Genomic DNA, 22,618 nt, shown 5'->3' on the forward strand with positions numbered 1-22,618 from the left:
ATGGCTCAACTGAACTGCTGGCGATACTGCACCGGGGTCAGACCGAGCTTCTCACTGAACAAAAATCGCATATGCCGCACACTGCCGAAGCCACTGCGAAACGCCACGGTCTTGAGCGGCAGGTCGGTGGTTTCCAGCAACTGACGCGCCCGGTCGATGCGCGCGCCTTGCAGGAACTCCATGGGCGTCATCTTCACTTCACGGGCGAAGACCCGGGCGAAATGCCGCGAACTCATGGCGGCCAACGCGGCCATGCGCTCGATGGTGAAGGGTTCTTCCAGATGTTCCATCACATGATTCTGCACCCGGGTAATGGCCGATTCCTGCGTCGACACCGCCACCACCGAGGGGCTGAACTGCGCCTGTCCGCCCTGGCGTTTCATCACCACCAGCAGCACCTTGGCCACGTCCAACGCGACTTTACGGCCGTGGTCCTGAGCGACGATGGACAGCGCCAGGTCGATCCCGGCGGTGACACCACCGGAGGTGATCAGGCGCCGGTCCTGCAGGAAGATCTTGTCGGTTTCCACCAGGGCCTTGGGGAAACGTTGGATCAGGCGTTCGGTGTAATGCCAGTGGGTGGTGACGCGATAACCGTCGAGCAAACCCGCCTCACCGAGCACAAAGGCCCCGGTGCAGATGGAGCCGTAGCGCGTAGCCCGTTGCGCCGCCGCCCGCAACCAGGTGTGCAGCCCCGGATGCTGATCGTTATAGGCCCCCGGCCCGCCCGGTACCAGCAACACGTCATAGGCCGCCCATGCCTGGTCGATATGGATATCGGCCTGCACCGCCACGCCATTGGACGCCCGCAACGCCCCGCGCTCGGTCCCCAGGGTCAGCAGTTGATAACGCAGATCCCCTGCGAGGTAACGATTGGCGATGGAAAACACCTCAAGGGGCCCGGCCATGTCGAGCAGCAAGAAATCCGGGAACAGCACCATTGCAACGGTTTTCATCGGGAAAGACGCCAAAAAATCCAGGGAAACGGCAGGCAGCAGATGATCCCATGTGGGAGCGGGCTTGCTCGCGAAAGCAGTGTGTCAGTCGATGAGAATATTGCTTGTTACGCCGCTTTCGCGAGCAAGCCCGCTCCCACAGGTTCATCGTCAGGCTAACGATCAGCATTATGTCGAAGCGAAGCATCTGCCGGTAGGGCTCTCTATTGTCCACCTAAAGCGGACAGTCTTTCGTTTTCCACCTGCTTATTGAACATCCGGATAACCATTAACCTTCTTCTGAACCCGGCGAACGGCCCAGCCGTCGCCCACAGACATCAGGAGAATTGATCATGCTGACCCTTCGCAAAGCTTCGGGCCGCGGCATTGCCCGCCACGGCTGGCTGACCTCGTTCCACACCTTCTCGTTCGCCAGCTACCGCGACCTCAACGAACAGGGCTTCTCCGACCTGCTGGTCATCAACGACGACCGGGTCGCCGCGGCCAAGGGTTTCGGCCAGCATCCGCACCGGGACATGGAGATCTTTTCCTATGTGCTCGAAGGCGCGCTGGAACACAAGGACACCCTGGGCACAGGCTCGGTCATTCGCCCGGGTGACGTGCAGTTGATGAGCGCCGGCAGCGGCGTGGCCCACAGCGAGTTCAACCATAGCGCGGACGAGTCGGTGCACTTCCTGCAGATCTGGATCGTGCCCAACGTCAGCGGCGCCACCCCGCGCTATCAACAGGAACACTTCAGCGCCGAACAAAAACGCGGTCGCCTGCAACTGATCATTTCCCCGGACGGCACCGCCGGCTCGCTGCAGGTGCGCCAGGACGCCCGGGTCTACGCTGGGCTGTTCGATGGCGAGCAAAGCGCCACCCTGACCCTGGCCCCGGATCGCTATGCCTACGTGCACGTGGCCCGAGGCGCTGTCGAGCTCAACGGCGTGCCGTTACAGGAAGGTGATGGCGTGCGAGTGCGCGAGGAGCAGGTCCTGACCTTCAGTAACGGCCAGGATGCCGAGGTGCTGGTGTTCGATCTGCGGCCGCAGGAGCTGCCACAGATGCCCTGACAGCAGTGCCTGTGACCTCCAATGAAACTGTGGGAGCGGGCTGGCTCGCGAAAGCGGTGTATCAGTCGACGACGCTGTTGGATATGCCGGCCCTTTCGCGAGCAAGCCCGCTCCCACAAGTTCTCATTCGTTTTCCCGCGCAGAAGTATTTGCGTAATCGGCGCTGTTCAATACCAGCCGTGGGTGTTCAGGTGAAAAAATCTAAAAAAAACCGGCAATCCGGCGAATTCAAGCTTCACTCTGTGAGGCGCAGCCCAGCGGTGTCGAGGAAAACGTTTACCCACTCGCGCGCCTGTTGCGCATGAACCCTGATCCTCTATAAAGTTCCGCTGGCAATCGGGCTTTTTGACGAACTGTTACCAGGTCGTGCCGTTGGATTGTTGACTCAATGTTACAAGCCGAGCAAAATGATTTCACTTTGCCACTCCACCCCTTAGCTTCAGCTTTATTTCATGGAAGAAAGCATGAAAACGGTTATATCGATCGCCGTATTTTTCGTAGCGTGCAGCGCCACAGCGGACGTTCAGAAAATCAAATACAACTACGACGATTCGGATGCCGAATATTCCATCGTCTCGTTTGATGAAAGCGGCCCTGCCATTCATGCCACTGTACGAAGAGCGGGGGCCTATTTCACCAGCTATACGAAATTGGAGCTCGACTGCGCCAACCACAATGTCCGTCACACGGGCATGTACAACAGCGTTGAGGCCCTGGAAAACGTTCAGTTTGACGAAATGCAGGGACGAATCGTCGAGGGCACGGTGGCCGATGAAGTAGGGAAAGTGCTCTGCAACGGCTCCACCTTGACCGCCTCGCAGTCCGATGAACTGCCTGCCGAAGTACAACCAGACGACAAGAGCTGATCCCGACATCGCTAGTCTGCGGCGTCGTCTTTCGCCCCCGTGCGAAAACCACTACTAGAGCAAAACGCTCTGACATGGATGTCTTCGTATTTGATGGCGAGGCCTTGCAACCACTCGCCAGCAACTACTGCAAGACCCTTTTATTTCTGCACAGACGGAAAAAAGGCAACCTGACCCGATAACCTGAAGCGCCTGCCTACTTTTGGCGGGTGGGGAAGATTCATGCACGCAAAAAAGATATTCGAACTGCTGATGTCGCTGTTGGCCTACGCTGTTGTCTCACTGCTTTGGTTCGCGTATGCCGTTCCAGACATGATCGAGCAAGACTCAGACCTCCTATTGATCATGGCTGCGACTGGGTCGATCATTTGGATGTGTGCCACAGGTTGTATTGTTCTGTACATGATCCAGAAGGTCCGAGCGACCTGATCGAGAGATCGAGCCGCTCGCCGCACGGAAAAACGCGTAACCTCCAGGCCTCACCGCAGCGCGTGTTTTCGCTCAAGCTTGGAACGATAACTGCCCGGTGGAACGCCGAAAAATTCCCGGAAACGCCGCTGGAAGTGCGGGGAGCTGACGAAGCCTGTCGCCACGGCGATTTCGGTCACGGATCGATTGGTTTGCTGGATGAGCTGGCGGGCACGCGTCAAGCGCAACTCCAGGTAGTAGCGGGTGGGGGTCGCACCGAGAAAGCTGCAGAACCGCCGCTCCAACTGCCGCTTGGAAATCTTCACGCACGCCGCCAGCTCATCGATGGTCAACGGCTCTTCTACGTTTTGCCACATCAGCTCCAACGCCAGCTTGAGGCTTTCCGGCAACGTCGGGTCGGTCTCGACGAAAACCGGCGGCAAATCCGAAGCATCATCGCCTGACTCGTCACAGCGAAGAATTTCCTCGATGGCGCCCACCAGTGCCGCCCCGCCCGTCTGGCGAATCAACTGGAGCATCATGCGCAGCGAGCTATTGGCGCCCGCGCAACTGACTCGCTCCCGGTCAACCACATAGGCCCGGCTGGACACTTTCACGTGGGGAAACACCTCCACCATCATGGCGCGGCTTTCCGGGTGGACAGCGCATTCGAAACCGTCCAGCAGATTGGCATCGGCCACAAAGAAGGCGCCGTTCCACAGCCCTCCCAGGATCGCCCCGCACGCCGCATTGGCGCGTAGCTTGCGCCGCAGCAAGGGGTGGCCTTGCAACTTCACGCGAAAGCCCCCGGCGACAATCAGCACGTCCTGGTTTTCCGGCATCTGCGCCAGTTCGATGTCCGTCGAGATGACAATGCCCAGGTCGCTCGTCACCTGCCCTCCTGAAACCCCCACCGTCAGCACTTCATAGAGGGGCATGTCGCTCATCAGGTTGGCCGTCACCAGCGCGTCCACCGCACCGGTGAAAGACATCATCGAGAAGTTGTCCATCAATACAAACGCAACGCGGATCGGCGCCTGACTGGCGGGTGCCGATCCGAGTGGCCGATAAGCCATGTTCTTGTTTTTGAGTACGCTCTCGAATGCGCTTGGCATAGGGCCTCGTTAATACATCAAAGACGATGAGGATTGGCTGTACGTAGGTGCCTTGAGCCGCAGGGCGAAGGCGCAGGGCAAACCACGCTATCTTCCAGGCTAATCAAGCCGGCTGCAGTCGCGCCTGCGCCGTCTACCGATCGGTCCGCGCCATGATGGAAAGCCTCAAGTGCCTACGACTTTGGTCGATACACTGACAGTAGGCATGGGCGCTTTTCCCTTCCAGAGACTCGCAACGCCAACCACTGCTGTTTCCGCCGTTCCAACACTTAAAATATTCCGCGGGAGAAGTCATGAATATCAAACAGAAGCTGACATGGGCGTTCGCGGCCATTGCCTGCCTCCCGGTTATCCTGGTGGCGGTGCTTGTCGTGCTGAACCTGCGCGACGCCGCAAAAGCCAACTTCCTGGACAGCAGCGGCCGTGAAATCCGTCAGATCGACAACGGCATGAAGCAGTTCTTCGATGGCATCAGCCAGAACGTCGAACTCTTCGCCAGGGATCCGCGGGTCATCGCCGCCAAGGGCTTGAAAAACTATTCCAGCGCCGACGCCGCACAAGCCCCCTTCCCTGAGATCAATCAACAGCTTCTGGAAATCTTCGAAAGATTCGCCAAGAGCCATCCGACCACCGCCTATCTTTCCGTGGGCATGGATGACGGCGGCTACGCGAGCTGGCCGGACGATCCCAAAATGGCCAAGTACGATCCGCGCGTGCGCCCATGGTACAAGGCCGCCATGGCCGCACCGGGCACGACTGTGCGCACAGACGCCTATTACTGGGCGCCGGATGATGTGTCGCTGATCGGCACCGTACAAACTGTCGCTGACGCCAGCGGCAAATTGGTAGGTGTTGTTTGCCTGGACGTGTCGCTCAAACAGCTCACCGAACTGGTCAAGAACATCAAGCTGGGCGAAAGCGGCTACCTGATGCTGGTCGAAGCCAACGGCAACGTCCTGGTGGACGCCGCCGATGCCAAGCACAACTTCAAGCCGCTGGCCGACCTGGGCCCCAACTATGCCGCGCTGGCCAAAAGTAGCGATGGCGTGACCCAGATCGAAATCGACGGCGTGCCCTACATGGCCAACGTGGTCAGCTCCAAAGGGTTGGGCTGGCGCTTCATCGGCCTGATCAAACGCGATGAAGTGATGGCCGAGGCTTCGAGCCTGACTTGGCTGATCGCCGCCATTGCTGCCGTGCTGGCCGTGGTGTTCGCTGTGGTGGGTGCCAGTTTCGCCAGCGTCATCGTGCGGCCGATTCGCGGTGTTGCCAACGGCCTGCAGGAAATCGCCGAAGGTGAAGGTGACCTCACCCGCAAACTTTCCGTGCAAGGCAAGGACGAAACGGCCACCTTGGCCGGCTGGTTCAACCAGTTCCTGGGCATGATCGCGCAACTGATGCAGCGCATCGGCAGCGCCTCTTCCGACCTGCAAACTGCCGCAGCCGATACCAGCCACGTGGCCCAGAACATGAACGACGCTGCCGGGCGCCAGCGCCAGGCCGTGGAACTGGTGAGCACCGCCTTCAATGAAATGGTCGCCACCGCCAACGAAGTGGCCCGCTCTTGCAGCCAGGCCGCCTCCAGTGCGGACGAAGGCTATCGCGATGTACACGATGGCCAGCATCACATCGGCGAAGCCACCGGCAGCGTGATGAAACTGAGCGACGACCTGCAAAAGTCGACCCAGACCATGCAGGCCTTGGAGCAGGACAGCAAGAACATCAACACCATCCTCGACACCATTCGCTCGATCGCCGAGCAGACCAACCTGTTGGCCCTCAACGCCGCCATCGAAGCCGCGCGGGCCGGCGATCAAGGTCGCGGGTTCGCCGTGGTAGCCGATGAGGTTCGAGCGCTGGCCCGGCGTACCGCCGATTCCACCGGCGAGATCGACAGCCTGCTGGGCAACCTTGCTCGGCGCACCCAGGAAGTCACCCAGCAGATGCAAAGCAGCCTGCAGGTGTCGCAAACCAGCGTGGAGCGCATCCAACAGGCCCGCGATAGCTTCGACAAGATCCGCAACTCGGTGGACTCGATTCGCGACCAGAACACCCAGATCGCCACAGCGGCAGAGGAGCAGCACCAGGTAGCCGAAGACATCAACCGGCACATCGCGCAGATCCATGCCGATGCCCAGTTGGTCGAGGAATTCGCCCACTCGGCGCAGACCGGTTCGGGGCGTCTGACGGATATTTCCGGGCAGCTCAAGGGCTTGGTGGGACGCTTCAAGTTCTAAACCGGGCTTACGTCCACTGAAGATCAAATGTGGGAGCGAGCTTGCTCGCGAATGCGTTGTCACAGCCAATGAATATGCTGGATGTGCCGGCCTCTTCGCGAGCAAGCTCGCTCCCACAGGAATATGCGTTCGATGGAAAACAGGCCGCTTTGGCCAGGAACCAGTAGCCAGATCGCTGGGTATCTGCCAGACCACTACCCTTTCGCTTTGATTGCGTACATGCCACCTGCAATCACCAGACACGCCCCCACCACCGTCCATGTGTCTGGTAGCTCGCGTTTCTCCCGGTTCATGGCGCTCCCAGTCAACTCTGGCCGTTGCGCTCAAGCATCACCCACCACCGGGACTTAAAGTCGAAGTGCCAGGGGACATTCCCCCGCTCACAATTCCAAGAATAGAGCCACTTCAATGAGCCTGACCAAATCCCTGCCAGCGTGCCTGGCACTCAGCTTCGCGTCATTTGCCGCCCATGCAACACCAAGTCCGAGGACGAAGTGCTGCGCACCTCGGTGTTCTGGGACGTGGGCAGCGTCTATTCCGACAAGTGCTACCTGAGCACCACCCAGGGATGCGACGGGGTCGACCTCGGCCAGATCAATAAATCTCAAAAACAGAGGATAACGGCCGATACCCAGGATAAGACCCCGCGACTGGGGCGCAGGACAGAACGGTAGGTCAGTCATGACAGAGATTTATTTGCTGATAGCGCACGGCACGGACCAGGGCGAAGCTTACGTCCTGGGCTGGTTCGACGACCGGAGCAAAGCCCGGGAAGTGGCCGAGCAGAAAGAATGGGAAGCGTACCGCGCCAGCCTGAAGGAGAAACATCCATGGTCCAGCCACAAACCGTTGGCACCGGACCAGACGGACTATCGCCGCTACTGGATCAAGACCATTTCAAAGTTCGAGCATGTGCCGGTGCCAAGGTCCTTTGCGGTTCATTGATCACCACGCATGAATATTCAACGAAACGCGCGTTATCGGTAGCGGTCTAGACGATTAAGCCCATCCGATGAGAGCGTTTTTATGTTGAAATTCCTTGGCGGTACCGTAGGTATCATTTTCCTGATTGGCCTGATCGTGGTGATTGCGCTGTTCAAGTTCATTTTTTGAGCGTGGCGGCGGCGATCATTGGCTTGGTGTTCCACCTCCCTGGAGAGCAGATCGCAATAACATGACAATCACAGGGACGGATAAGGCTGACTGGGAGCCGCTGCAGCTTGAATGGCATCAAGGTTTCGCCTTCGTCGACGGCATGCTGCTGGGCGACGGGCAAGTGCCTGATGTGTACATCATGCTCAACCCCGAAGGTGCACCACCCGGCGAGTTGGCTCAATCTGCCAGCGCTGGGCACTATCCGCCCTCGCCCTTGCTTGCCGATCAGCCGGTTTGGCGACATCGACGCAACCCTTGGGTCTTGCGCGACGCCCTGCGCGATTACTACCTGCTTCCGGCCTACCGGGAACGCCATGGCTACCACGCGCTGCAGGCCCTGCCGTTTCGTTTCGATAACGGCCTGGAAAGCCTCGGCCACCAGTACTGGCGTGACGCAACCGGCGCCTATTGGTTCGGCGACTACGCGATCAGCCAGATCCCCGAGGCACGGCACGACAGCCTGGCCCTGTTGCCAGCGTCACCAGCCTCGGTGACTTCAGCGTCCGCCCTGTTCAGCGACGGGGTGAATATCTTTTTGCAGGGGCATTTTATCGCCAGCGCCACGGTGCGGGTGCGGTATTGCAACCACCCGTCCTATCGAGTGATCGACGGTCAGGTCTACAAGGGCTTCAAGCCCCTGCACCAGAAGGACGGCACGCCGCTGCCGATCGCAAACCCGTACGACTTCCAGATGCTCGCCCATCGCTGGGGCACCGATGGGCAGTCGATCATCGTGCAAGCGCAGCAAGGTTCGAGCATTTCCTATGAATACTTCTACCGCATCGACAGTGCCGACCTGGCGACCTTCACCGTGCTTAACGAACGCTACGCCAAAGACCGACACCGCGCCTATTACCTGACTGGCAAGAGCATTCGCTACGTTGGCGATTTCCACCTGCTCAAATGCTCGCAGCCAGTGTTTGATGAGTGCGGCCGCGTGGTCAGCGCCAGCGAATACGAGGATGACTATTTTGCCGTGGACGACACGTTCGTCTACGTCGCCGGGACCCGCTTGCGTGAAGCCCATGGCCCGAGCTTTCGCCACTTGGGGTTCGACTATTACCGCGATCACCGGCACGTCTACAGGCGCCAGAAACGCCTTGATGTCGACGTAGAAAGCTTCGTAGTGACCCAGCTCTATCGCAATGACCAGGATTACTCGCCCGTGCTGGTCGGTGACAAGCACGGCCCGCTGGGCTCTGGCGGCATCATCGATGCGGCCTTGCAAGAAGCGTGGGCTCCTTACTTCGAAGCCCATCCGCAGTTGAAGGACTATTGGTGGCACCGTCTACAGCCCTTGCCTGAAGAATCGCAAACGTCTGCAGAAACACTGCCCTTACGTGCCATCGGTCTCGGTTTCGAGCTGGGCCGCCAGGTGTATTTCCATGGACGCGTGATCAACGGGCTGGACGCGGCGACTTTCAAACTGCTGGACACGCATCTGTGCGGCGACGCCCAGGGTTTGTATCTGATCCCGTTTCATAACGCCGAAACCGAGGTACCCGAACGATTTTCCCAGGAACCCGCGGAGCATTTCCGCTCACTGGGTGCGCCCTACCTGACTGACGGTAAGACCGTGTTCTGTCACCGGATTTTTTACCACCTCCCGGAGCCGATTCGTAAGGCGCAAGCGGCCACGTTCGAGTCCTGCGGGCATGGTTGGGCCAAGGATCGGGATGCGGTGTATTACTACGGCGAGGCGAAAAAGCGGCTACATCCCTCGGATACCCGCATTCTCGGCACCTATGCCATCAGCCCTACCCTGATTCTCTCGGAAGGCAAGCCGCTGGAGGTGGCGTTCGATCCTGAGGAGGTCCGCGTGCCCCATCCCGATTTCCTGCAACTGGGCACGCGCAAGTTGTTCTGCCACCGACGACCGGTGAGCGCCAAGCGGATCGACCTGGCTACCCTCCAATTCCTGAACGACCGCTACGCCCGAGACCAACATCGCATCTATCACTACGACGGCTATGCAACCCTGACCGAGGTCGACGAAGCGCATTATCGGGAATCCCTCGGCCAGCCGGCGGCGAACGCCTAGAACTGCGTCACGACCGTAACGCCTGCCGTGTCAAACCGATCCATGTTCATGAGCGCATCAATGGATTGTTCCAGGCTGATGGTCTTGCCGACCAGTTTTTCAGGCGCCAGCTTGCCGGACGTGATCATCTCCATCATCGCGCCGTAACGGTGAGCCTGCATGCCATGGCTGCCACAGATCTCCAGCTCGTAGGCAATGACTTTGCTCATCGGAATCGCCGGCGTGCTCTGGTCCGCCAGCATCAACCCGACCTGGACATGCCTGCCACGCCGTCTCAGATTATTGATGGAGTTGAAGCAGGTCGTTGGATGACCCAGGGCATCCAGCGAAACGTGAGCGCCACCCTTCGTCATCTCGAGCACCGCCTCGGTCACATCCGGCACCCGGCTTGCGTTGACCGTCGCAACGGCGCCGAGCGACTGGGCAAGCTTGAGCTTATCGTCGCAGATATCGATGGCGATGACGTTCGCCCCGATAGCGTGGGCGATCATCACCGCGGACAGCCCCACACCGCCACAACCATGAACCGCCACCCACTGGCCCGCCGTAATCTTGCCTTGATCGACAACCGCGCGGAACGAGGTGACGAAGCGACAGCCCAGGCTCGCCGCCGTGGCGAAATCCATGTTTTCAGGCAGCGCGACCAGGTTCAAATCCGCCTTGTGGATCCCCACATACTCGGCGAAAGAGCCCCAATGGGTGAAGCCCGGCTGAAACTGGCTGTGGCACACCTGCTGGTTGCCGCTATTGCATTCCGGGCACGCCCCACAGCCACCGACAAAAGGGACGGTAATGCGATCGCCCACCTTCCATCTTGTGACATCTTTACCGACCTCAGCCACGATCCCTGCCAATTCGTGACCGGGCACATGGGGCAGCTGAATATCAGGATCATGACCTTTCCAGCCATGCCAGTCGCTTCGGCAGACGCCCGTGCCAAGGACCTGAACCACCACACCGTGACGCTCGGGGGTCGGGTCTTCGACGGTCATCAAACGTGGGGGTTGGGAAAAGGCTTCGTAAACTACGGCTTTCATGAGGATCCCTCTACTTTGGAAAAGCGCTATGCCTGAATCCGATAAGCGGCTTGGGCTCAATCTACTATCAGATAGATTGATCACGCAGCACTGATCCGCCCCCCTGCCTGACGCTCCCATGAAAAACCCAATCTTTTTCAGATTGAGCTGGGCCATTCCGGCATTCGCTAACGGGCCAAAACATCATGGCTCTATGCCACTTATTTCAGCGCCCACGCTTTCAATCGGGCGGTGTATTCACTACATTGAGCATAACCCTGCTCTGTCGACACGGACTGTCATGACTACCTTATCCCCGATCAGCCCTGCCATTCCCATCCAGATCCCGACTCGCTCTGCCGTCGCGGCATCGCCTGCAACAGTGATAGAGAGTGCTGATGCCCTCCCGGCTCGACCATCGGCAACGGTCAGCCTGGGCAACCCCGTGGCCGATGTCGAATCACAGACCTATTCCCGACTCGGGCAACTGCCCGGCCAGGAGATTGTTCGTGTCTGGGAAAAGACCAGTCAGGATGCCGTCACTCGCGTCATGGGGACCAACCCCAGATCGCTGTCGATAGCCAACCGTTTCCACGGCCTGGGCGCAGCCTTGGTGGAGCAGTTCGCCAAGAGTGGTTCGAGCATTTCCCAGTCAGTGCTCCATACCACCACGGACAGGGCTCACAACGCCGCCGAGATAAAATCCGAACAGGCGCTGCTGCACAATAAAGCCGACAACCTGATCACCCTCAGCATCAAGACCGCCAGTGGCAAGACGGTTACCTTCAGCCTGACCAGCCAGGACAATGGACTTGGCGTTCAGGCTACGGTGGACGGGGGCCCGCTGAGCGAGGACGAACTCAAGGCGATTGGTGTGCTTGGCAGTGCCTTCCAGGCCGCTGTCGACGGGTTGACCGCCGAGCCTCCCAAGCTCGACCTGGGCAAGCTGACGCAGTTCGACTCCAGCGTATTGGCATCCATTGATCTGAACGCCAAGCTCAAGGGCGTGGACGGTGAGGACCTGATCCTTGCCTACCGCGCCGACAGCCAGAGGCGCACCACGCAAATGAGTGGTCCGGATGGCGAATTGAACCTGAGCGTGGATCTGAAGAACAGCGCAATCCTGGGCGATGCCAAGCAACAGGCCAACGCACTGAACAGCTACCTCGCCCAGTTTGAGCGAGTGCAGGAGCGTGGCAGCGCCAAGGCTGCCCTGATGGAGATGTTCAAGGACGCCTTCAGCGCCATGAACAGCCACTATCCACAGGGCGTTGCCCCGTCACAGTCACTGACCCGTAACGCGACGGACAAAGGCCTGCTGACTGGGCTGGCAGACTTCGAGGCGTCCATCAAACAAACCAACAACGCGTCCAACCCGATGCGCCCGTCAGAAGTCGATAGCTTTGCTTATACCCTGTCGCAGAAAACTGTCGTTGCAGGTTCCATAATGAGCAATCGCAGCGTCGATCAAGTCCAGCAATCGAGTTTATCGGCCAGCTATCACAAGAGCCTGAAGGGCGGGAAAGCACCTGCGATAGGCAAAACGACCGACTCGCAGAACTATCTCTACGTACAAGTGCATGACGAGGCCCGCAGTTCGGCCAGCCTCGCCTACAAGGACGGCCGACTGAGCAAAGCCTCCGTCACGCAAAGCGCCAGCCAGGACACACGGACACAGAAGTACGTCATGGGCAAAATGATTGAAGAGACGGTGGTGCCGAAGCAAGCTTCAGCCAGCCGCAGTCACTTGGTATTGCTGGAATACGCCGCCAAGCAAAGCAAGAAGTCCCAGGATGCGCAGGATCAATCCCTATTGAAGGAAGCGCTCGCTACCCTGCACAACTCGGTGCTGCTGCAGGAAAACCCTTCGGCACTGGTGCGTTGAAAGCAAAAGACAGTCGACTCGGCCTTCAAGATAAAAGTGGATAGCGCCTTCTACGCCAAGGCGTATCTGAGGGGGCCAACGCCGTCCTGCCTAGCGGCTTCAACTCGCCTCGGCATGCCTGGGTAAAGCGATGGAAATCAAGGCGGCCAGCAACACGAATGCGCTTGATAGCCAAAGGCATGCGCCCAATCCAAACACCTGGTAAATCCAGCCAGAGAGCACGGTGCCGATCAAGCGCCCCATGGCGTTCGACATGTAATAAAACCCCACATCCAGCGACACGCCGTCTTCCTTGGCGTAGGACACGATCAGGTAGCTGTGCAGCGACGAATTCACGGCGAACAAAGCACCAAAAACCATCAGTCCACCCAACAGCACCATTTGTGGCGACAGCCCGGTGTCCAGACCGAGCGCAATGGCCGCAGGCAGACCCGCCAGTGCAAGTGCCCACAGAAACGCCGCACGACCATCCGGCACGTGACCTCGTTTCTTTCCAGTGATGTTGGGCGCAAAGGACTGGACGATGCCGTAGCCAATCACCCAGGCCGCCAGGAAGCCGCCAACCTTCCAGAAATCCCAGCCGAACACGCTGCTCAGGTACACCGGCAAGGCCACCACGAACCAGACATCACGGGCGCCGAACAGGAACATCCGCGCCGCCGAAAGGATGTTGATCGCCCGGCTCTTGGACAGGATGTCACGAAACCTGGGCTTGGCTTTGGCCTTGCCCAGGTCCTTCTTCAACAGGATCAAGCTACTGATCCAAATCAGCGTCAGGCCACCTGCCATGGCCAGCAACGCGCCTTTGAAACCGAGCAATGCCAGCAAAGCTCCGCCAAGAAAGAAGCCGACACCTTTGAGCGCGTTCTTTGAGCCAGTGAGGATTGCCACCCATTGGTAGAGTTTGCCCTGTTGCCCATCGGGGACCAGAAGTTTGATGGAGCTTTTGGCGCTCATCTTGTTCAGGTCTTTGGCGATCCCGGACAACGCCTGAGCCCCCATCACCCAAGGGATGGTCAGCCAAGCGACCGGCACTGTCAGCATCAACAGCGCCGCCACCTGGAGGCCCAGCCCGATGTTCATGGTTCGGTTCAGGCCCAGCCGGGCGCCGAGGTAACCACCCACCAGGTTGGTGATCACGCCAAAGAGTTCGTAGAACAGAAACAACGCCGCGATTTGCAGCGGGCTGTAGCCCAACGCGTGAAAGTGCAGCACCACCAACATGCGCAAAGCGCCGTCGGTGAGGGTGAAGGCCCAGTAGTTACCCGTCACGAGCAGGTACTGCCGCACTGACGGCGCAAGGGCTGACAACGCTTTCATGGCCGCTCCTCAGACTGCCAGACCGACCATTCTGGCCAGTTCGACCGTGCGGTTGGCATAGCCCCACTCGTTGTCATACCAGGCGTAAAGTTTGACCTGGGTGCCGTTGATGACCATGGTCGACAGCGCATCGATGATCGATGAACGCGGGTCGGTACGGTAGTCGATGGACACCAGCGGGCGCTCCTCAAAACCGAGGATGTCTTTGAGCTCATTCTCGGCAGCGTCCTTGAGCAACTGATTGACCTCTTCGACGGTGGTGGCCCGTTCGACTTCAAAGACACAATCAGTCAGCGACGCATTGGCCAGCGGCACACGTACGGCGTGACCATTGAGGCGCCCACGCAGCTCCGGGAAGATTTCGGCAATGGCGGTGGCCGAGCCGGTACTGGTTGGAATCAGACTCATGCCGCTGGCACGCGCACGACGCAGATCCTTGTGTGGCTGATCGAGAATGCTCTGGGTGTTGGTCAGGTCGTGAATGGTGGTGATCGAACCGTGGCGAATGCCCAGCTTTTCATGGATGACTTTCACGACGGGGGCCAGGCAATTAGTGGTGCACGAGGCAGCGGTGACGATACGGTGCTGCGCCGGGTCGAACAGGTGCTGGTTGACGCCCATGACGACGTTCAACGCACCTTTTTCCTTCACCGGAGCGCACACCACCACACGCTTGACCCCCTGGTCCAGGTAAGCCTGCAGCACTGCGACGGTTTTCATCTTGCCGCTGGCTTCAATCACCAGATCGCAGCCCGACCAATCTGTGTCGACGATCGCCTTGTTGGCCGTGACTTTGATCCGCTTATTGTCGATGACGACGCTGTCGCCTTCGGCGCGGGCTTCGTTGTTCCAACGGCCATGCACCGAGTCGAAGTTGATCAGGTGAGCATGAGTGGCCGCGTCACCCGCTGGATCGTTGATCTGCACGAATTCGAACTCAGGCCAACTCCAGGCAGCCCGCAGAGCGAGGCGACCGATACGACCAAAACCATTGATGCCAACTTTGATAGTCATGTTGTTGTGCTCTGTATCTGTTGTGAGTGGGCGTTCGACTGGGTGTCGAACGGGCCGATGTATGCGATATGGGGTCAGATAGAACGCTGATTGACACGTTTCATGAGTTCTTGCGCCGATTCCTTGCGCTCGGAATAACGATCAACCAGATAGTCCTGACGGTCGCGAAGCAGCAGCGTGAACTTCACCAACTCCTCCATCACATCCACGACACGGTCGTAGAACGGCGAAGGTTTCATCCGACCGTTATCGTCGAACTCCATGTAGGCCTTCGGCACGGAAGACTGGTTGGGAATGGTGAACATGCGCATCCAACGTCCCAGTACCCGCAGTTGGTTGACCACGTTGAACGACTGCGAACCGCCGCACACCTGCATGACGGCAAGGGTCTTGCCCTGGGTCGGACGTACCGCGCCCATTGCAAGTGGCACCCAATCAATCTGCGCTTTGAACACTGCGCTCATGTTTCCGTGGCGCTCCGGAGAGCACCAGACCTGTCCCTCGGACCACAACACCAAGTCGCGCAGTTCTTTCACACGCGGATGATCGTCGGGCGCGTCATCGGGCAGTGGCAAACCTGACGGATTGAAAATCTGCGTCTCAGCGCCGAGGTGCTCCAGCAACCGAGCAGCCTCCTCCACCAGCAGACGACTGAAGGAACGCTCACGGGTGGATCCGTACAGCAGCAAAATGCGCGGCTTGTGGATGGAGGTCTCTTCGATACCGAGTTTGTCCGCCGAGGGGAGATCAACCAGCTCAGTATCGAGCTGGGGAATAGGGTCATCAAACATCGTCTTTGTCCTGCGCAATTATTCCGAAGGCGTCGTCGAAGGCGTAATCAGGCGGTCTGGCTTTCGCAGCAAACGGCTGCACGCACAGGGCGATCACCCATTCCATCCAGGCGTTTGGCATCAGGGCTTAACCAGTGCTTGTTGCTTTCCAGCGTCGTGGTCAGCACGTGATGAACCCAATCGGGGAGATTCGGGTGCAGTCGGTAATACACCCATTGGCCTTGCCGACGGTCCGACAACAGGCCGCAAGTACGCAACTGCGCCAGGTGCCTGGAGACCTTTGGCTGACTCTGGTTCAACGCGCAGGTCAGCTCGCAAACACAAAGCTCTCCTTCACGAGTGATGAGCAGCATGGTGCGCACGCGAGTGTCATCAGCCAGGCATTTGAAAACAGTGGTCGGTGTCAGATGGTCAGCCATATCGATTCTCAGCGAACAGGACACGGGCTTTGCTGGTCATTGTGAAGCCTCGATTCATATACGGTTTTTCGAATATATGGCTTTTCGAATAATAGATAAACCGCTCCCATCGGAAAACTCGAAAGTTGCCTGCTAAACAGGCACAGCGCGAACAAATCGCATCAAGCTGGGCATGATGTAGGCCGCATCCTGGCCGACACCTCTACCTCATCACGAAGCGGGTAATATCAGGTTCCGCCGGGAAGCGCATGCCTGGCAATGACGAGCAATGAGACGGTCTCCAGGCAGTGCACTTTCTGGAAGGCCTACAGCCTAGGGAGCAAGATGTCCGTACCCGGCTGCACGGGTGAAGTCGGCCAGATGCCAAATATCACCGTTCGCCCCCCAAGTACCATCGACCACATCCTGGATCTGTATTGAGGTCAGCAACTGGCGCTGATCCTCCGTTGTCAGGCTCGATTGTATTGCGCAATGCAATTCACGCACGTAGCGCTGGCGCATCGGCGCATCAAGAACGCCGGCAGGCACCTTGACGATGACAATGCATGGAACGGCCCTGGCATGAGGAGCAACGCCTCCGCACAGCCATTCATCGGCCTGAATTTCCTCAATGAGCACCCAGCACAAAGCACGCTGCTGAGGGGCATCGCCCATGTGCTCATTAAGCATTGCCACGTTGCTCACGCCTCGAAGCAGCTGTTGGCGCTGTGGCTGATTGAAAGCCCCCGTAGGCACCTTGATCAAGATGTTTGGCATGGTGAAACCTCACTGTTAACTGGAAGCGCCATTGGGCCAGTTATCTCTCCACGCCATAAGTGACCGATTCGTCTTCTTTCGGGCATAATCGGACAATGTACGATTTCACTGTTCTAGTCTTTCCCGAGTCGTTCGCCTCAAGCGTCGCGGCCACCCTGGACATCCTCGGCACCGCCGCGACACTTGCGCAGCGCCAAGGCCTTGCCGTGCCACGCTGGCGAGTTTGCGGGCCGCAGCCAGGGCTGATTACGCTAGGGCAAGGCATGCAACTGTTGGTCGACGAACTGACGACAGACGTCGAGGACAACTCCTGCTGGGTCATTCCGGGCCTTGGCATCAGCGACCTCGACGCGCTGCTGCAGCGTCTTGAGCAAGACTGGGTACTGCAGACACTGCCAGCGCTGAGGGCACATGTGAATGAAGGCAAGGAGATTGCCGCCTCGTGCTCGGCTGTCTTTCTCCTGCATGCCGCAGGATTGCTGGACGGTCGAAAGGTAACGACCTCCTGGTGGCTCGCCCCTTGGCTGTCGAGCATTGCGCCTGACTGCATTGTCGACCCCAACGTCATGGTGCTTTGCGACCCACCCTTGACGACCGCTGGCGCAGCCTTCGCGCAAACCGACCTGATGCTGCACCTGCTGCGCAGACGCCTGTCGCCGACGCTCGCCGACTATGTGGGCAAGGCTCTTCTACTCGACGGCCGACAGTTGCAATCCCCATTCATCAACCCAGCGATCATGGCCCGGGGCAATACACTGGTCGCCAACCTCACCGCTTACATAGAAGCCTGCCTGCCCCACCCTCCCAGCGTTCCGAGCCTTGCAGCGTACGTCGGCATGTCTGAGCGAACGCTGTCCCGGCACCTTCGAAAAGCAACCGGCCTTTCAACCCAATATTTGATCCAGCGTGTGCAGCTGAACAGGGCCCGCGTGCTACTGGAAACCAGCAGACACTCCGTTGAATCTATCGCCGAGCAGGTGGGATACCAGGATGCCACGGCCCTACGGCGACTTATGCGCCGCCTGTTGAACGCATCCCCAAGACAACTGCGCCAGTAGCTCAAATGAGTATCGCACGAAGCGCATCTACCTCCGCGAGCCTCTGACCAACGTGCTGGAGCTGGACTTTCCTGCTTCCACACCGCAACCGCCAGCCTGCGCGCCGCTGAAGAGCGAGAGCAACCGCACAGTCTGATGACGAGCCCTAGTCCAAACTGATCTCAATGTCTTTTGGGAATACGAGCTTTCCATACCAGCCGTGCCCGGCCGTAAGAATGGCCGTTTTTATTGGCGCTCGCTGCAATCGAATGCCTACAAGTGCTTACCAAGAGCCAATTACTGGCGCTGGTAGGCGAACATGTGCTGTACGTAATCAGCTTTCCCGAGAGGTACGCCGTTATGACGAAGGATGTTGTACGCCGTGACTAGATGAAAATAGAACTGTGGCGTGACCCAGTTCACCGCGTATTCACTGCCGGTCATATCGAACGTTATGCCATTTGGTAGCGCGATAGCGATTTGTCGCTCTGCACCTTCATCCACCTGGGCACGGTCCACCGAAGCAAGAACCGCCAGAGTACGCTCGATCAGTGCCTTCGCTGCAGCCAAGTTTTCGGGGGGAGCGAGCGATTGCAACGGCTGCTGTGTAAGCCGCTGGACCGCCTCCTGCGCCTGAGTACAAGCATACTGAACTTGTCGGGCTAGATTGTGCATATCCGGTGCAAGCCGAGCTTCAAGCAGAATCTGCGAGTCATAGCCGCGTTCACGAGCGCAAGTCTCGCCCTTAGACAAAAGAGACGATAGAGATCGCAGCATCTGTGCGAAACAGGGGATGGTAACTGAGTAGACCGACATATCTTTTCCCTAAGTAGTCATTCAAAGCGGGCACAAGCGACCAGCCTTTCTTCCGTCCAGCGGGCTGAATGCTAGCAGATTGCTGCACTTCATCCGCCAACAGCAGCGTCTTCTTCCCCGACACCACCCGAATGCACTCTCCTCCGTGCCCAACGGCGACCAGCGGAAAGGTTCGCGAGCCCTACCCGATGACGTGGGAAGAGCAATCGATCCTCTTCGGGGAATTGCCGGCGCACCTGCAGACAATGGACTTGTTCAAGGTGAACACAGGTTGCCGCGAGCAAGAAGTCTGCAAGTTGAGATGGGATTGGGAGATTCCGGTGCCGGGACTTGGCACCAGCGTGTTCCTGATTCCGTCAGACTTCGGCGGCAGGAACGAGCGGTCGGGTGTGAAAAACGGTGATGAGAGATTGGTCGTGCTTTGAAGAGGAAGCAGGCGTGAAAAATCTAGGAGTCACACAAAAATCACGCACATGAAAAAGGCCAATGCTGTGAACATTGGCCTAAGTCATTGAAAAATATGGTCGGGACGGAGTGATTCGAACACTCGACCCCTAGCACCCCATGCTAGTGCGCTACCGGACTGCGCTACGCCCCGACTAGGCGTGAATCTTGTTCCGCTTCTCAACGGAACGCTCAGGAATATATCGCAAGCTTTTGAAAACTGGAAGTATTTAAAAGCAGAAATTTATTTCTTGAGCACCACCAGTACATCTTCGAGCTCGGCGATCATCTGGCGGATCATCTGTTTGTACTGGGTTGTATCGTCTTTGGCCTCATCACCGGAGAGGCGCAAGCGCGCTCCGCCGATGGTGAACCCCTGATCGTACAGCAGCGCGCGGATCTGCCGGATCATCAGCACGTCTTGTCGCTGATAATACCGACGGTTTCCGCGGCGCTTGACCGGGTTGAGTTGAGGAAACTCCTGCTCCCAATAGCGCAGCACGTGTGGTTTTACCGCACACAGCTCGCTGACTTCACCAATGGTGAAGTAGCGTTTGCCCGGGATGACGGGTAGTTCGTCGTTATGACTTGGTTCCAGCATAAGCCTCAACTCGGGCCTTCAACTTCTGCCCTGGACGAAAGGTGACCACACGGCGAGCCGTGATCGGGATTTCTTCTCCCGTTTTCGGATTGCGGCCAGGCCGCTGGCGTTTGTCCCGCAGGTCGAAATTGCCGAAACCGGACAATTTGACCTGTTCGTTGTCTTCCAGAGCGTGCCTGATTTCTTCGAAAAACAGTTCGACCAATTCTTTGGCCTCCCGTTTATTCAGGCCCAGCTCCTCATACAGACGTTCCGCCATCTCAGCTTTCGTCAGAGCCCCCATACGTCACTTCCTTAACGTGGCGTTCAACCTGGTTTCGAGCGAGGTGAGGATATTCTGCGTTGCGGTATTCACCTCATCGTCATTAAGAGTGCGCGATGGATGCTGCCAGGTCAAGCCAACTGCAAGGCTTTTTCTATGCGGATCAATGCCTTTACCCTGATACACGTCAAATAGCCTGAGGTCCGTCAGCCATTCGCCTGCATTTTCACGAATTACCTCCAATACAGCACTGGAAGCAACGTCACGGTCGGCCAGCAACGCAAGGTCACGACGCACTTCAGGAAAGCGCGATAACTCCTGGAATTTCGGCATTTTCCCCAGTGCCACTTCGGCCAGAACCAGCTCGAAAACGAAGACCGGACGATCAAGGCCCAGGGTTTTCGACAGTTCTGGGTGAATGGCACCGACATAGCCGACTTCACGCCCGTCTCGCTCGATGCGCGCGGTCTGCCCCGGGTGCAGCGCCGGGTGCTTGCCCGGAACGAAAGTGAATGCGTCGAGCGCGCCGGCGAAGCCCAGCACCGCTTCGACGTCAGCCTTGACGTCGAAGAAGTCGACGACATCGCGACCTTGCGCCCAGCCTTCCGGCAAGCGGCTGCCACAGACGACACCGGCCAGCATCGGCTCTTGCTTCAAGCCTTCCAGCTGACCGACAAAACGCAGGCCGCTTTCGAACAGCCGCACGCGATCCTGCTGGCGGTTCAGGTTGTGCTGGAGCGACTTGACCAGGCCTGGCCACAGGGACGAGCGCATGGCTGCCATGTCGTTGGAGATCGGGTTGGCCAGCAACAGTGGCTCGACACCCGGATTGAACAGCTCGAACTGGCGTGGATCGATGAAGCTGTAGGTGATCGCTTCCTGATACCCACGGGCCACCAACAGGCGGCGCAGTTCCGGCAGGTCGCTGCGGGCTTCAGCCTTGGCCTGTGGGGCCAGGCGTGCTTGCGGGTAGCGAACCGGCAGGCGGTTGTAGCCGTACAAGCGGGCCAGTTCTTCGATCAGGTCGACTTCCAGGCTGATATCGAAACGATGGCTTGGCACTTCGACGTGCCACTGCCCTGCCCCATCGGCGCTGATGTTCAGGCCCAGGGCGCTGAGCAGGCGTTCGACTTCGACCGGGTCCATTTCCATGCCCAGCATCTGGGTGATGCGCTGGGCACGCAGGGTCACCGGGGCAATCTTGGGCAGGTGCTGTTCGCTGACGGTCTCGATGATCGGGCCGGCTTCGCCACCGGTGATGTCCAGCAGCAGGCCTGTGGCGCGCTCCATGGCTTCACGGGCCAGTTGCCAGTCCACACCACGCTCGTAACGGTGCGAGGCGTCGGTGTGCAGGCCATAGGAACGGGCCTTGCCAGCGACGGCGATCTGGTCAAAGAACGCGCTTTCCAGGAATACATCGCGGGTCGTGGCGGAGACGCCACTGTGCTCGCCGCCCATCACGCCGGCAATCGCCAGGGCGCGGGCGTGGTCGGCAATCACCAGGGTGTCGCTGCGCAGGGTCACTTCCTGGCCGTCGAGCAGCACCAGCTTCTCACCCTCTTCGGCCATGCGCACGCGGATGCCACCGTTGATTTCGGCGAGATCGAACGCATGCAGCGGCTGACCCAGCTCCAGCATCACATAGTTGGTGATGTCGACAGCGGCGTCGATGCTGCGCACGTCGGCGCGACGCAGGCGCTCGACCATCCACAGCGGCGTCGGCTTGGACAGGTCGACGTTACGGATCACACGGCCCAGGTAACGCGGGCACGCGGCCGGCGCGAGGACTTCAATCGAACGCACTTCGTCGTGCACGGCCGGCACGCTCGCAACCGAAGGACGCGTCACGGGAGCGGCATACAGCGCGCCGACTTCACGGGCCAGGCCGGCCAGGGACAGGCAATCGCCACGGTTCGGCGTCAGGTCGACCTCGATGCTCGCATCGTCCAGGCCCAGGTATTCACGGATGTCCTGGCCCACCGGCGCATCTGCCGGGAGTTCCATCAGGCCATCATTGCCTTCGCCAATCTGCAGTTCGGCCTGGGAGCACAACATGCCGTTGGACTCGACGCCGCGCAGCTTGGCTTTCTTGATCTTGAAGTCGCCCGGCAGTTCGGCACCGATCATGGCGAACGGGATCTTCAGGCCCGGGCGCACGTTGGGCGCGCCGCAGACGACCTGGAAGGTTTGCGCGCCATTGCTGACCTGGCAAACCCGCAGTTTGTCAGCGTCTGGGTGCTGCTCGGTGCCCAGCACCTCGCCCACGACCACACCGCTGAAATCACCGGCGGCCGGCGTGACGCTGTCGACCTCAAGGCCGGCCATCGACAGGCGAGCAACCAGCTCGTCCCGACTTACCTGCGGGCTTACCCAGCCGCGCAGCCATTGTTCACTGAATTTCATCCTGCTCTCCTAATAGATTCG

At 58.9% G+C, this 22,618-nt stretch carries 19 protein-coding genes, 1 tRNA gene and 2 pseudogenes; 9 read left to right on the forward strand and 13 right to left on the reverse strand.

Going from position 1 to position 22,618, the window contains the following annotated elements:
* Nucleotides 1–5: 5 nt before the first annotated feature.
* Entirely contained in the window at nucleotides 6–956 is a 951-nt protein-coding gene (locus B0E42_RS22635) for a GlxA family transcriptional regulator (protein ID WP_053180506.1), read from the reverse strand.
* 332 nt (nucleotides 957–1,288) lie between these two features.
* On the opposite strand from B0E42_RS22635, the gene B0E42_RS22640 reads away from it, so the two are divergent.
* Nucleotides 1,289–2,011: a pirin family protein gene (locus B0E42_RS22640; protein WP_077507548.1), complete on the forward strand. Its 723-nt coding sequence runs from the start codon at nucleotides 1,289–1,291 to the stop codon at nucleotides 2,009–2,011.
* A gap of 464 nt (nucleotides 2,012–2,475) precedes the next feature.
* Nucleotides 2,476–2,877, forward strand: coding sequence for a hypothetical protein (locus tag B0E42_RS22645; RefSeq protein ID WP_077507551.1), 402 nt, complete (start codon nucleotides 2,476–2,478; stop codon nucleotides 2,875–2,877).
* Nucleotides 2,878–3,356: 479 nt separating this feature from the next.
* Here the strand turns inward: B0E42_RS22645 and B0E42_RS22655 are convergent, their stop codons facing one another.
* Nucleotides 3,357–4,400 (reverse strand): GlxA family transcriptional regulator, encoded by a 1,044-nt coding sequence (locus tag B0E42_RS22655; RefSeq protein WP_018609153.1) that lies wholly within the window; start codon nucleotides 4,398–4,400, stop codon nucleotides 3,357–3,359.
* A gap of 293 nt (nucleotides 4,401–4,693) precedes the next feature.
* Between B0E42_RS22655 and B0E42_RS31860 the strand changes: the two are divergent.
* The 4 genes and pseudogenes from B0E42_RS31860 to B0E42_RS22675 all read left to right on the forward strand — a co-directional run.
* Nucleotides 4,694–5,776 (forward strand): annotated as a pseudogene (locus B0E42_RS31860) (cache domain-containing protein); the annotation flags it as partial.
* 93 nt (nucleotides 5,777–5,869) lie between these two features.
* On the forward strand, nucleotides 5,870–6,637 hold the full coding sequence (locus B0E42_RS31865; RefSeq protein WP_371914652.1) for a methyl-accepting chemotaxis protein: 768 nt from the start codon (nucleotides 5,870–5,872) through the stop codon (nucleotides 6,635–6,637).
* 681 nt (nucleotides 6,638–7,318) lie between these two features.
* Nucleotides 7,319–7,582, forward strand: coding sequence for a hypothetical protein (locus tag B0E42_RS22670; protein ID WP_003203536.1), 264 nt, complete (start codon nucleotides 7,319–7,321; stop codon nucleotides 7,580–7,582).
* A 229-nt stretch (nucleotides 7,583–7,811) separates the two neighbouring features.
* Nucleotides 7,812–9,833: a DKNYY domain-containing protein gene (locus B0E42_RS22675; RefSeq protein WP_077507556.1), complete on the forward strand. Its 2,022-nt coding sequence runs from the start codon at nucleotides 7,812–7,814 to the stop codon at nucleotides 9,831–9,833.
* On the opposite strand, the gene B0E42_RS22680 is transcribed toward B0E42_RS22675, so the two are convergent.
* Nucleotides 9,830–10,870 (reverse strand): zinc-dependent alcohol dehydrogenase family protein, encoded by a 1,041-nt coding sequence (locus B0E42_RS22680; protein ID WP_018609144.1) that lies wholly within the window; start codon nucleotides 10,868–10,870, stop codon nucleotides 9,830–9,832. The genes B0E42_RS22675 and B0E42_RS22680 overlap by 4 nt on opposite strands.
* Before the next feature lie 424 nt (nucleotides 10,871–11,294).
* On the opposite strand from B0E42_RS22680, the gene B0E42_RS22685 reads away from it, so the two are divergent.
* Nucleotides 11,295–12,734 (forward strand): lactate dehydrogenase, encoded by a 1,440-nt coding sequence (locus B0E42_RS22685; RefSeq protein ID WP_077507559.1) that lies wholly within the window; start codon nucleotides 11,295–11,297, stop codon nucleotides 12,732–12,734.
* A gap of 99 nt (nucleotides 12,735–12,833) precedes the next feature.
* Here B0E42_RS22685 and arsJ read toward each other — a convergent pair whose 3' ends face one another.
* The 5 genes from arsJ to B0E42_RS22710 all read right to left on the reverse strand — a co-directional run bounded on the left by arsJ (nucleotide 12,834) and on the right by B0E42_RS22710 (nucleotide 17,034).
* Entirely contained in the window at nucleotides 12,834–14,054 is a 1,221-nt protein-coding gene (gene arsJ / locus B0E42_RS22690; RefSeq protein WP_077507562.1) for an organoarsenical effux MFS transporter ArsJ, read from the reverse strand.
* A gap of 9 nt (nucleotides 14,055–14,063) precedes the next feature.
* The gene (locus tag B0E42_RS22695; RefSeq protein WP_077507565.1) at nucleotides 14,064–15,068 is read right to left on the reverse strand and encodes an ArsJ-associated glyceraldehyde-3-phosphate dehydrogenase; all 1,005 of its coding nucleotides are present in this window, start codon (nucleotides 15,066–15,068) and stop codon (nucleotides 14,064–14,066) included.
* 74 nt (nucleotides 15,069–15,142) lie between these two features.
* On the reverse strand, nucleotides 15,143–15,859 hold the full coding sequence (gene arsH / locus B0E42_RS22700) for an arsenical resistance protein ArsH (protein ID WP_077507567.1): 717 nt from the start codon (nucleotides 15,857–15,859) through the stop codon (nucleotides 15,143–15,145).
* A gap of 47 nt (nucleotides 15,860–15,906) precedes the next feature.
* A complete protein-coding gene (locus B0E42_RS22705) occupies nucleotides 15,907–16,278 on the reverse strand; it encodes a metalloregulator ArsR/SmtB family transcription factor (RefSeq protein WP_077507570.1) in 372 nt (123 codons plus the stop codon).
* Between the two features lie 312 nt (nucleotides 16,279–16,590).
* Nucleotides 16,591–17,034, reverse strand: coding sequence for a tautomerase family protein (locus B0E42_RS22710; protein WP_077507573.1), 444 nt, complete (start codon nucleotides 17,032–17,034; stop codon nucleotides 16,591–16,593).
* Between the two features lie 95 nt (nucleotides 17,035–17,129).
* Between B0E42_RS22710 and B0E42_RS22715 the strand changes: the two genes are divergently transcribed.
* Nucleotides 17,130–18,092: a GlxA family transcriptional regulator gene (locus tag B0E42_RS22715; protein WP_018609127.1), complete on the forward strand. Its 963-nt coding sequence runs from the start codon at nucleotides 17,130–17,132 to the stop codon at nucleotides 18,090–18,092.
* A 276-nt stretch (nucleotides 18,093–18,368) separates the two neighbouring features.
* On the opposite strand, the gene B0E42_RS22720 is transcribed toward B0E42_RS22715, so the two are convergent.
* On the reverse strand, nucleotides 18,369–18,887 hold the full coding sequence (locus B0E42_RS22720; RefSeq protein WP_077507575.1) for a DUF1993 family protein: 519 nt from the start codon (nucleotides 18,885–18,887) through the stop codon (nucleotides 18,369–18,371).
* A gap of 173 nt (nucleotides 18,888–19,060) precedes the next feature.
* Here B0E42_RS22720 and B0E42_RS22725 point away from each other — a divergent pair.
* Nucleotides 19,061–19,309: pseudogene (locus tag B0E42_RS22725) on the forward strand (site-specific integrase); the annotation flags it as partial.
* A 99-nt stretch (nucleotides 19,310–19,408) separates the two neighbouring features.
* Here B0E42_RS22725 and B0E42_RS22730 read toward each other — a convergent pair.
* From B0E42_RS22730 to pheT, 4 genes are all read right to left on the reverse strand, one after another.
* Nucleotides 19,409–19,485, reverse strand: a tRNA-Pro gene (locus tag B0E42_RS22730).
* Between the two features lie 90 nt (nucleotides 19,486–19,575).
* The gene (locus tag B0E42_RS22735) at nucleotides 19,576–19,932 is read right to left on the reverse strand and encodes a MerR family transcriptional regulator (RefSeq protein WP_003179985.1); all 357 of its coding nucleotides are present in this window, start codon (nucleotides 19,930–19,932) and stop codon (nucleotides 19,576–19,578) included.
* Nucleotides 19,913–20,215: an integration host factor subunit alpha gene (ihfA, locus tag B0E42_RS22740; RefSeq protein WP_002553164.1), complete on the reverse strand. Its 303-nt coding sequence runs from the start codon at nucleotides 20,213–20,215 to the stop codon at nucleotides 19,913–19,915. Before ihfA ends, B0E42_RS22735 begins: the two co-directional genes overlap by 20 nt.
* Before the next feature lie 3 nt (nucleotides 20,216–20,218).
* Nucleotides 20,219–22,597, reverse strand: a complete 2,379-nt coding sequence (gene pheT / locus B0E42_RS22745; protein ID WP_077507578.1) for a phenylalanine--tRNA ligase subunit beta — start codon at nucleotides 22,595–22,597, stop codon at nucleotides 20,219–20,221.
* Nucleotides 22,598–22,618 lie beyond the last annotated feature (21 nt).

Origin of the sequence: Pseudomonas sp. A25(2017), from assembly GCF_002001065.1 — a bacterium.
GTDB classification, from domain to species: Bacteria; Pseudomonadota; Gammaproteobacteria; order Pseudomonadales; family Pseudomonadaceae; genus Aquipseudomonas; species Aquipseudomonas kilonensis.

What these genes read in the sequence shown, in the direction of transcription:
- B0E42_RS22635 (WP_053180506.1), bottom strand. Translation starts at nt 956, where the DNA reads ATGAAAACCGTTGCAATGGTGCTGTTCCCGGATTTCTTGCTGCTCGAC.
- B0E42_RS22640 (WP_077507548.1), top strand. Translation starts at nt 1,289, where the DNA reads ATGCTGACCCTTCGCAAAGCTTCGGGCCGCGGCATTGCCCGCCACGGC.
- B0E42_RS22645 (WP_077507551.1), top strand. Translation starts at nt 2,476, where the DNA reads ATGAAAACGGTTATATCGATCGCCGTATTTTTCGTAGCGTGCAGCGCC.
- B0E42_RS22655 (WP_018609153.1), bottom strand. Translation starts at nt 4,400, where the DNA reads ATGCCAAGCGCATTCGAGAGCGTACTCAAAAACAAGAACATGGCTTAT.
- B0E42_RS31865 (WP_371914652.1), top strand. Translation starts at nt 5,870, where the DNA reads ATGAACGACGCTGCCGGGCGCCAGCGCCAGGCCGTGGAACTGGTGAGC.
- B0E42_RS22670 (WP_003203536.1), top strand. Translation starts at nt 7,319, where the DNA reads ATGACAGAGATTTATTTGCTGATAGCGCACGGCACGGACCAGGGCGAA.
- B0E42_RS22675 (WP_077507556.1), top strand. Translation starts at nt 7,812, where the DNA reads ATGACAATCACAGGGACGGATAAGGCTGACTGGGAGCCGCTGCAGCTT.
- B0E42_RS22680 (WP_018609144.1), bottom strand. Translation starts at nt 10,870, where the DNA reads ATGAAAGCCGTAGTTTACGAAGCCTTTTCCCAACCCCCACGTTTGATG.
- arsJ (WP_077507562.1), bottom strand. Translation starts at nt 14,054, where the DNA reads ATGAAAGCGTTGTCAGCCCTTGCGCCGTCAGTGCGGCAGTACCTGCTC.
- B0E42_RS22695 (WP_077507565.1), bottom strand. Translation starts at nt 15,068, where the DNA reads ATGACTATCAAAGTTGGCATCAATGGTTTTGGTCGTATCGGTCGCCTC.
- arsH (WP_077507567.1), bottom strand. Translation starts at nt 15,859, where the DNA reads ATGTTTGATGACCCTATTCCCCAGCTCGATACTGAGCTGGTTGATCTC.
- B0E42_RS22705 (WP_077507570.1), bottom strand. Translation starts at nt 16,278, where the DNA reads ATGGCTGACCATCTGACACCGACCACTGTTTTCAAATGCCTGGCTGAT.
- B0E42_RS22710 (WP_077507573.1), bottom strand. Translation starts at nt 17,034, where the DNA reads ATGCCAAACATCTTGATCAAGGTGCCTACGGGGGCTTTCAATCAGCCA.
- B0E42_RS22715 (WP_018609127.1), top strand. Translation starts at nt 17,130, where the DNA reads ATGTACGATTTCACTGTTCTAGTCTTTCCCGAGTCGTTCGCCTCAAGC.
- B0E42_RS22720 (WP_077507575.1), bottom strand. Translation starts at nt 18,887, where the DNA reads ATGTCGGTCTACTCAGTTACCATCCCCTGTTTCGCACAGATGCTGCGA.
- B0E42_RS22735 (WP_003179985.1), bottom strand. Translation starts at nt 19,932, where the DNA reads ATGCTGGAACCAAGTCATAACGACGAACTACCCGTCATCCCGGGCAAA.
- ihfA (WP_002553164.1), bottom strand. Translation starts at nt 20,215, where the DNA reads ATGGGGGCTCTGACGAAAGCTGAGATGGCGGAACGTCTGTATGAGGAG.
- pheT (WP_077507578.1), bottom strand. Translation starts at nt 22,597, where the DNA reads ATGAAATTCAGTGAACAATGGCTGCGCGGCTGGGTAAGCCCGCAGGTA.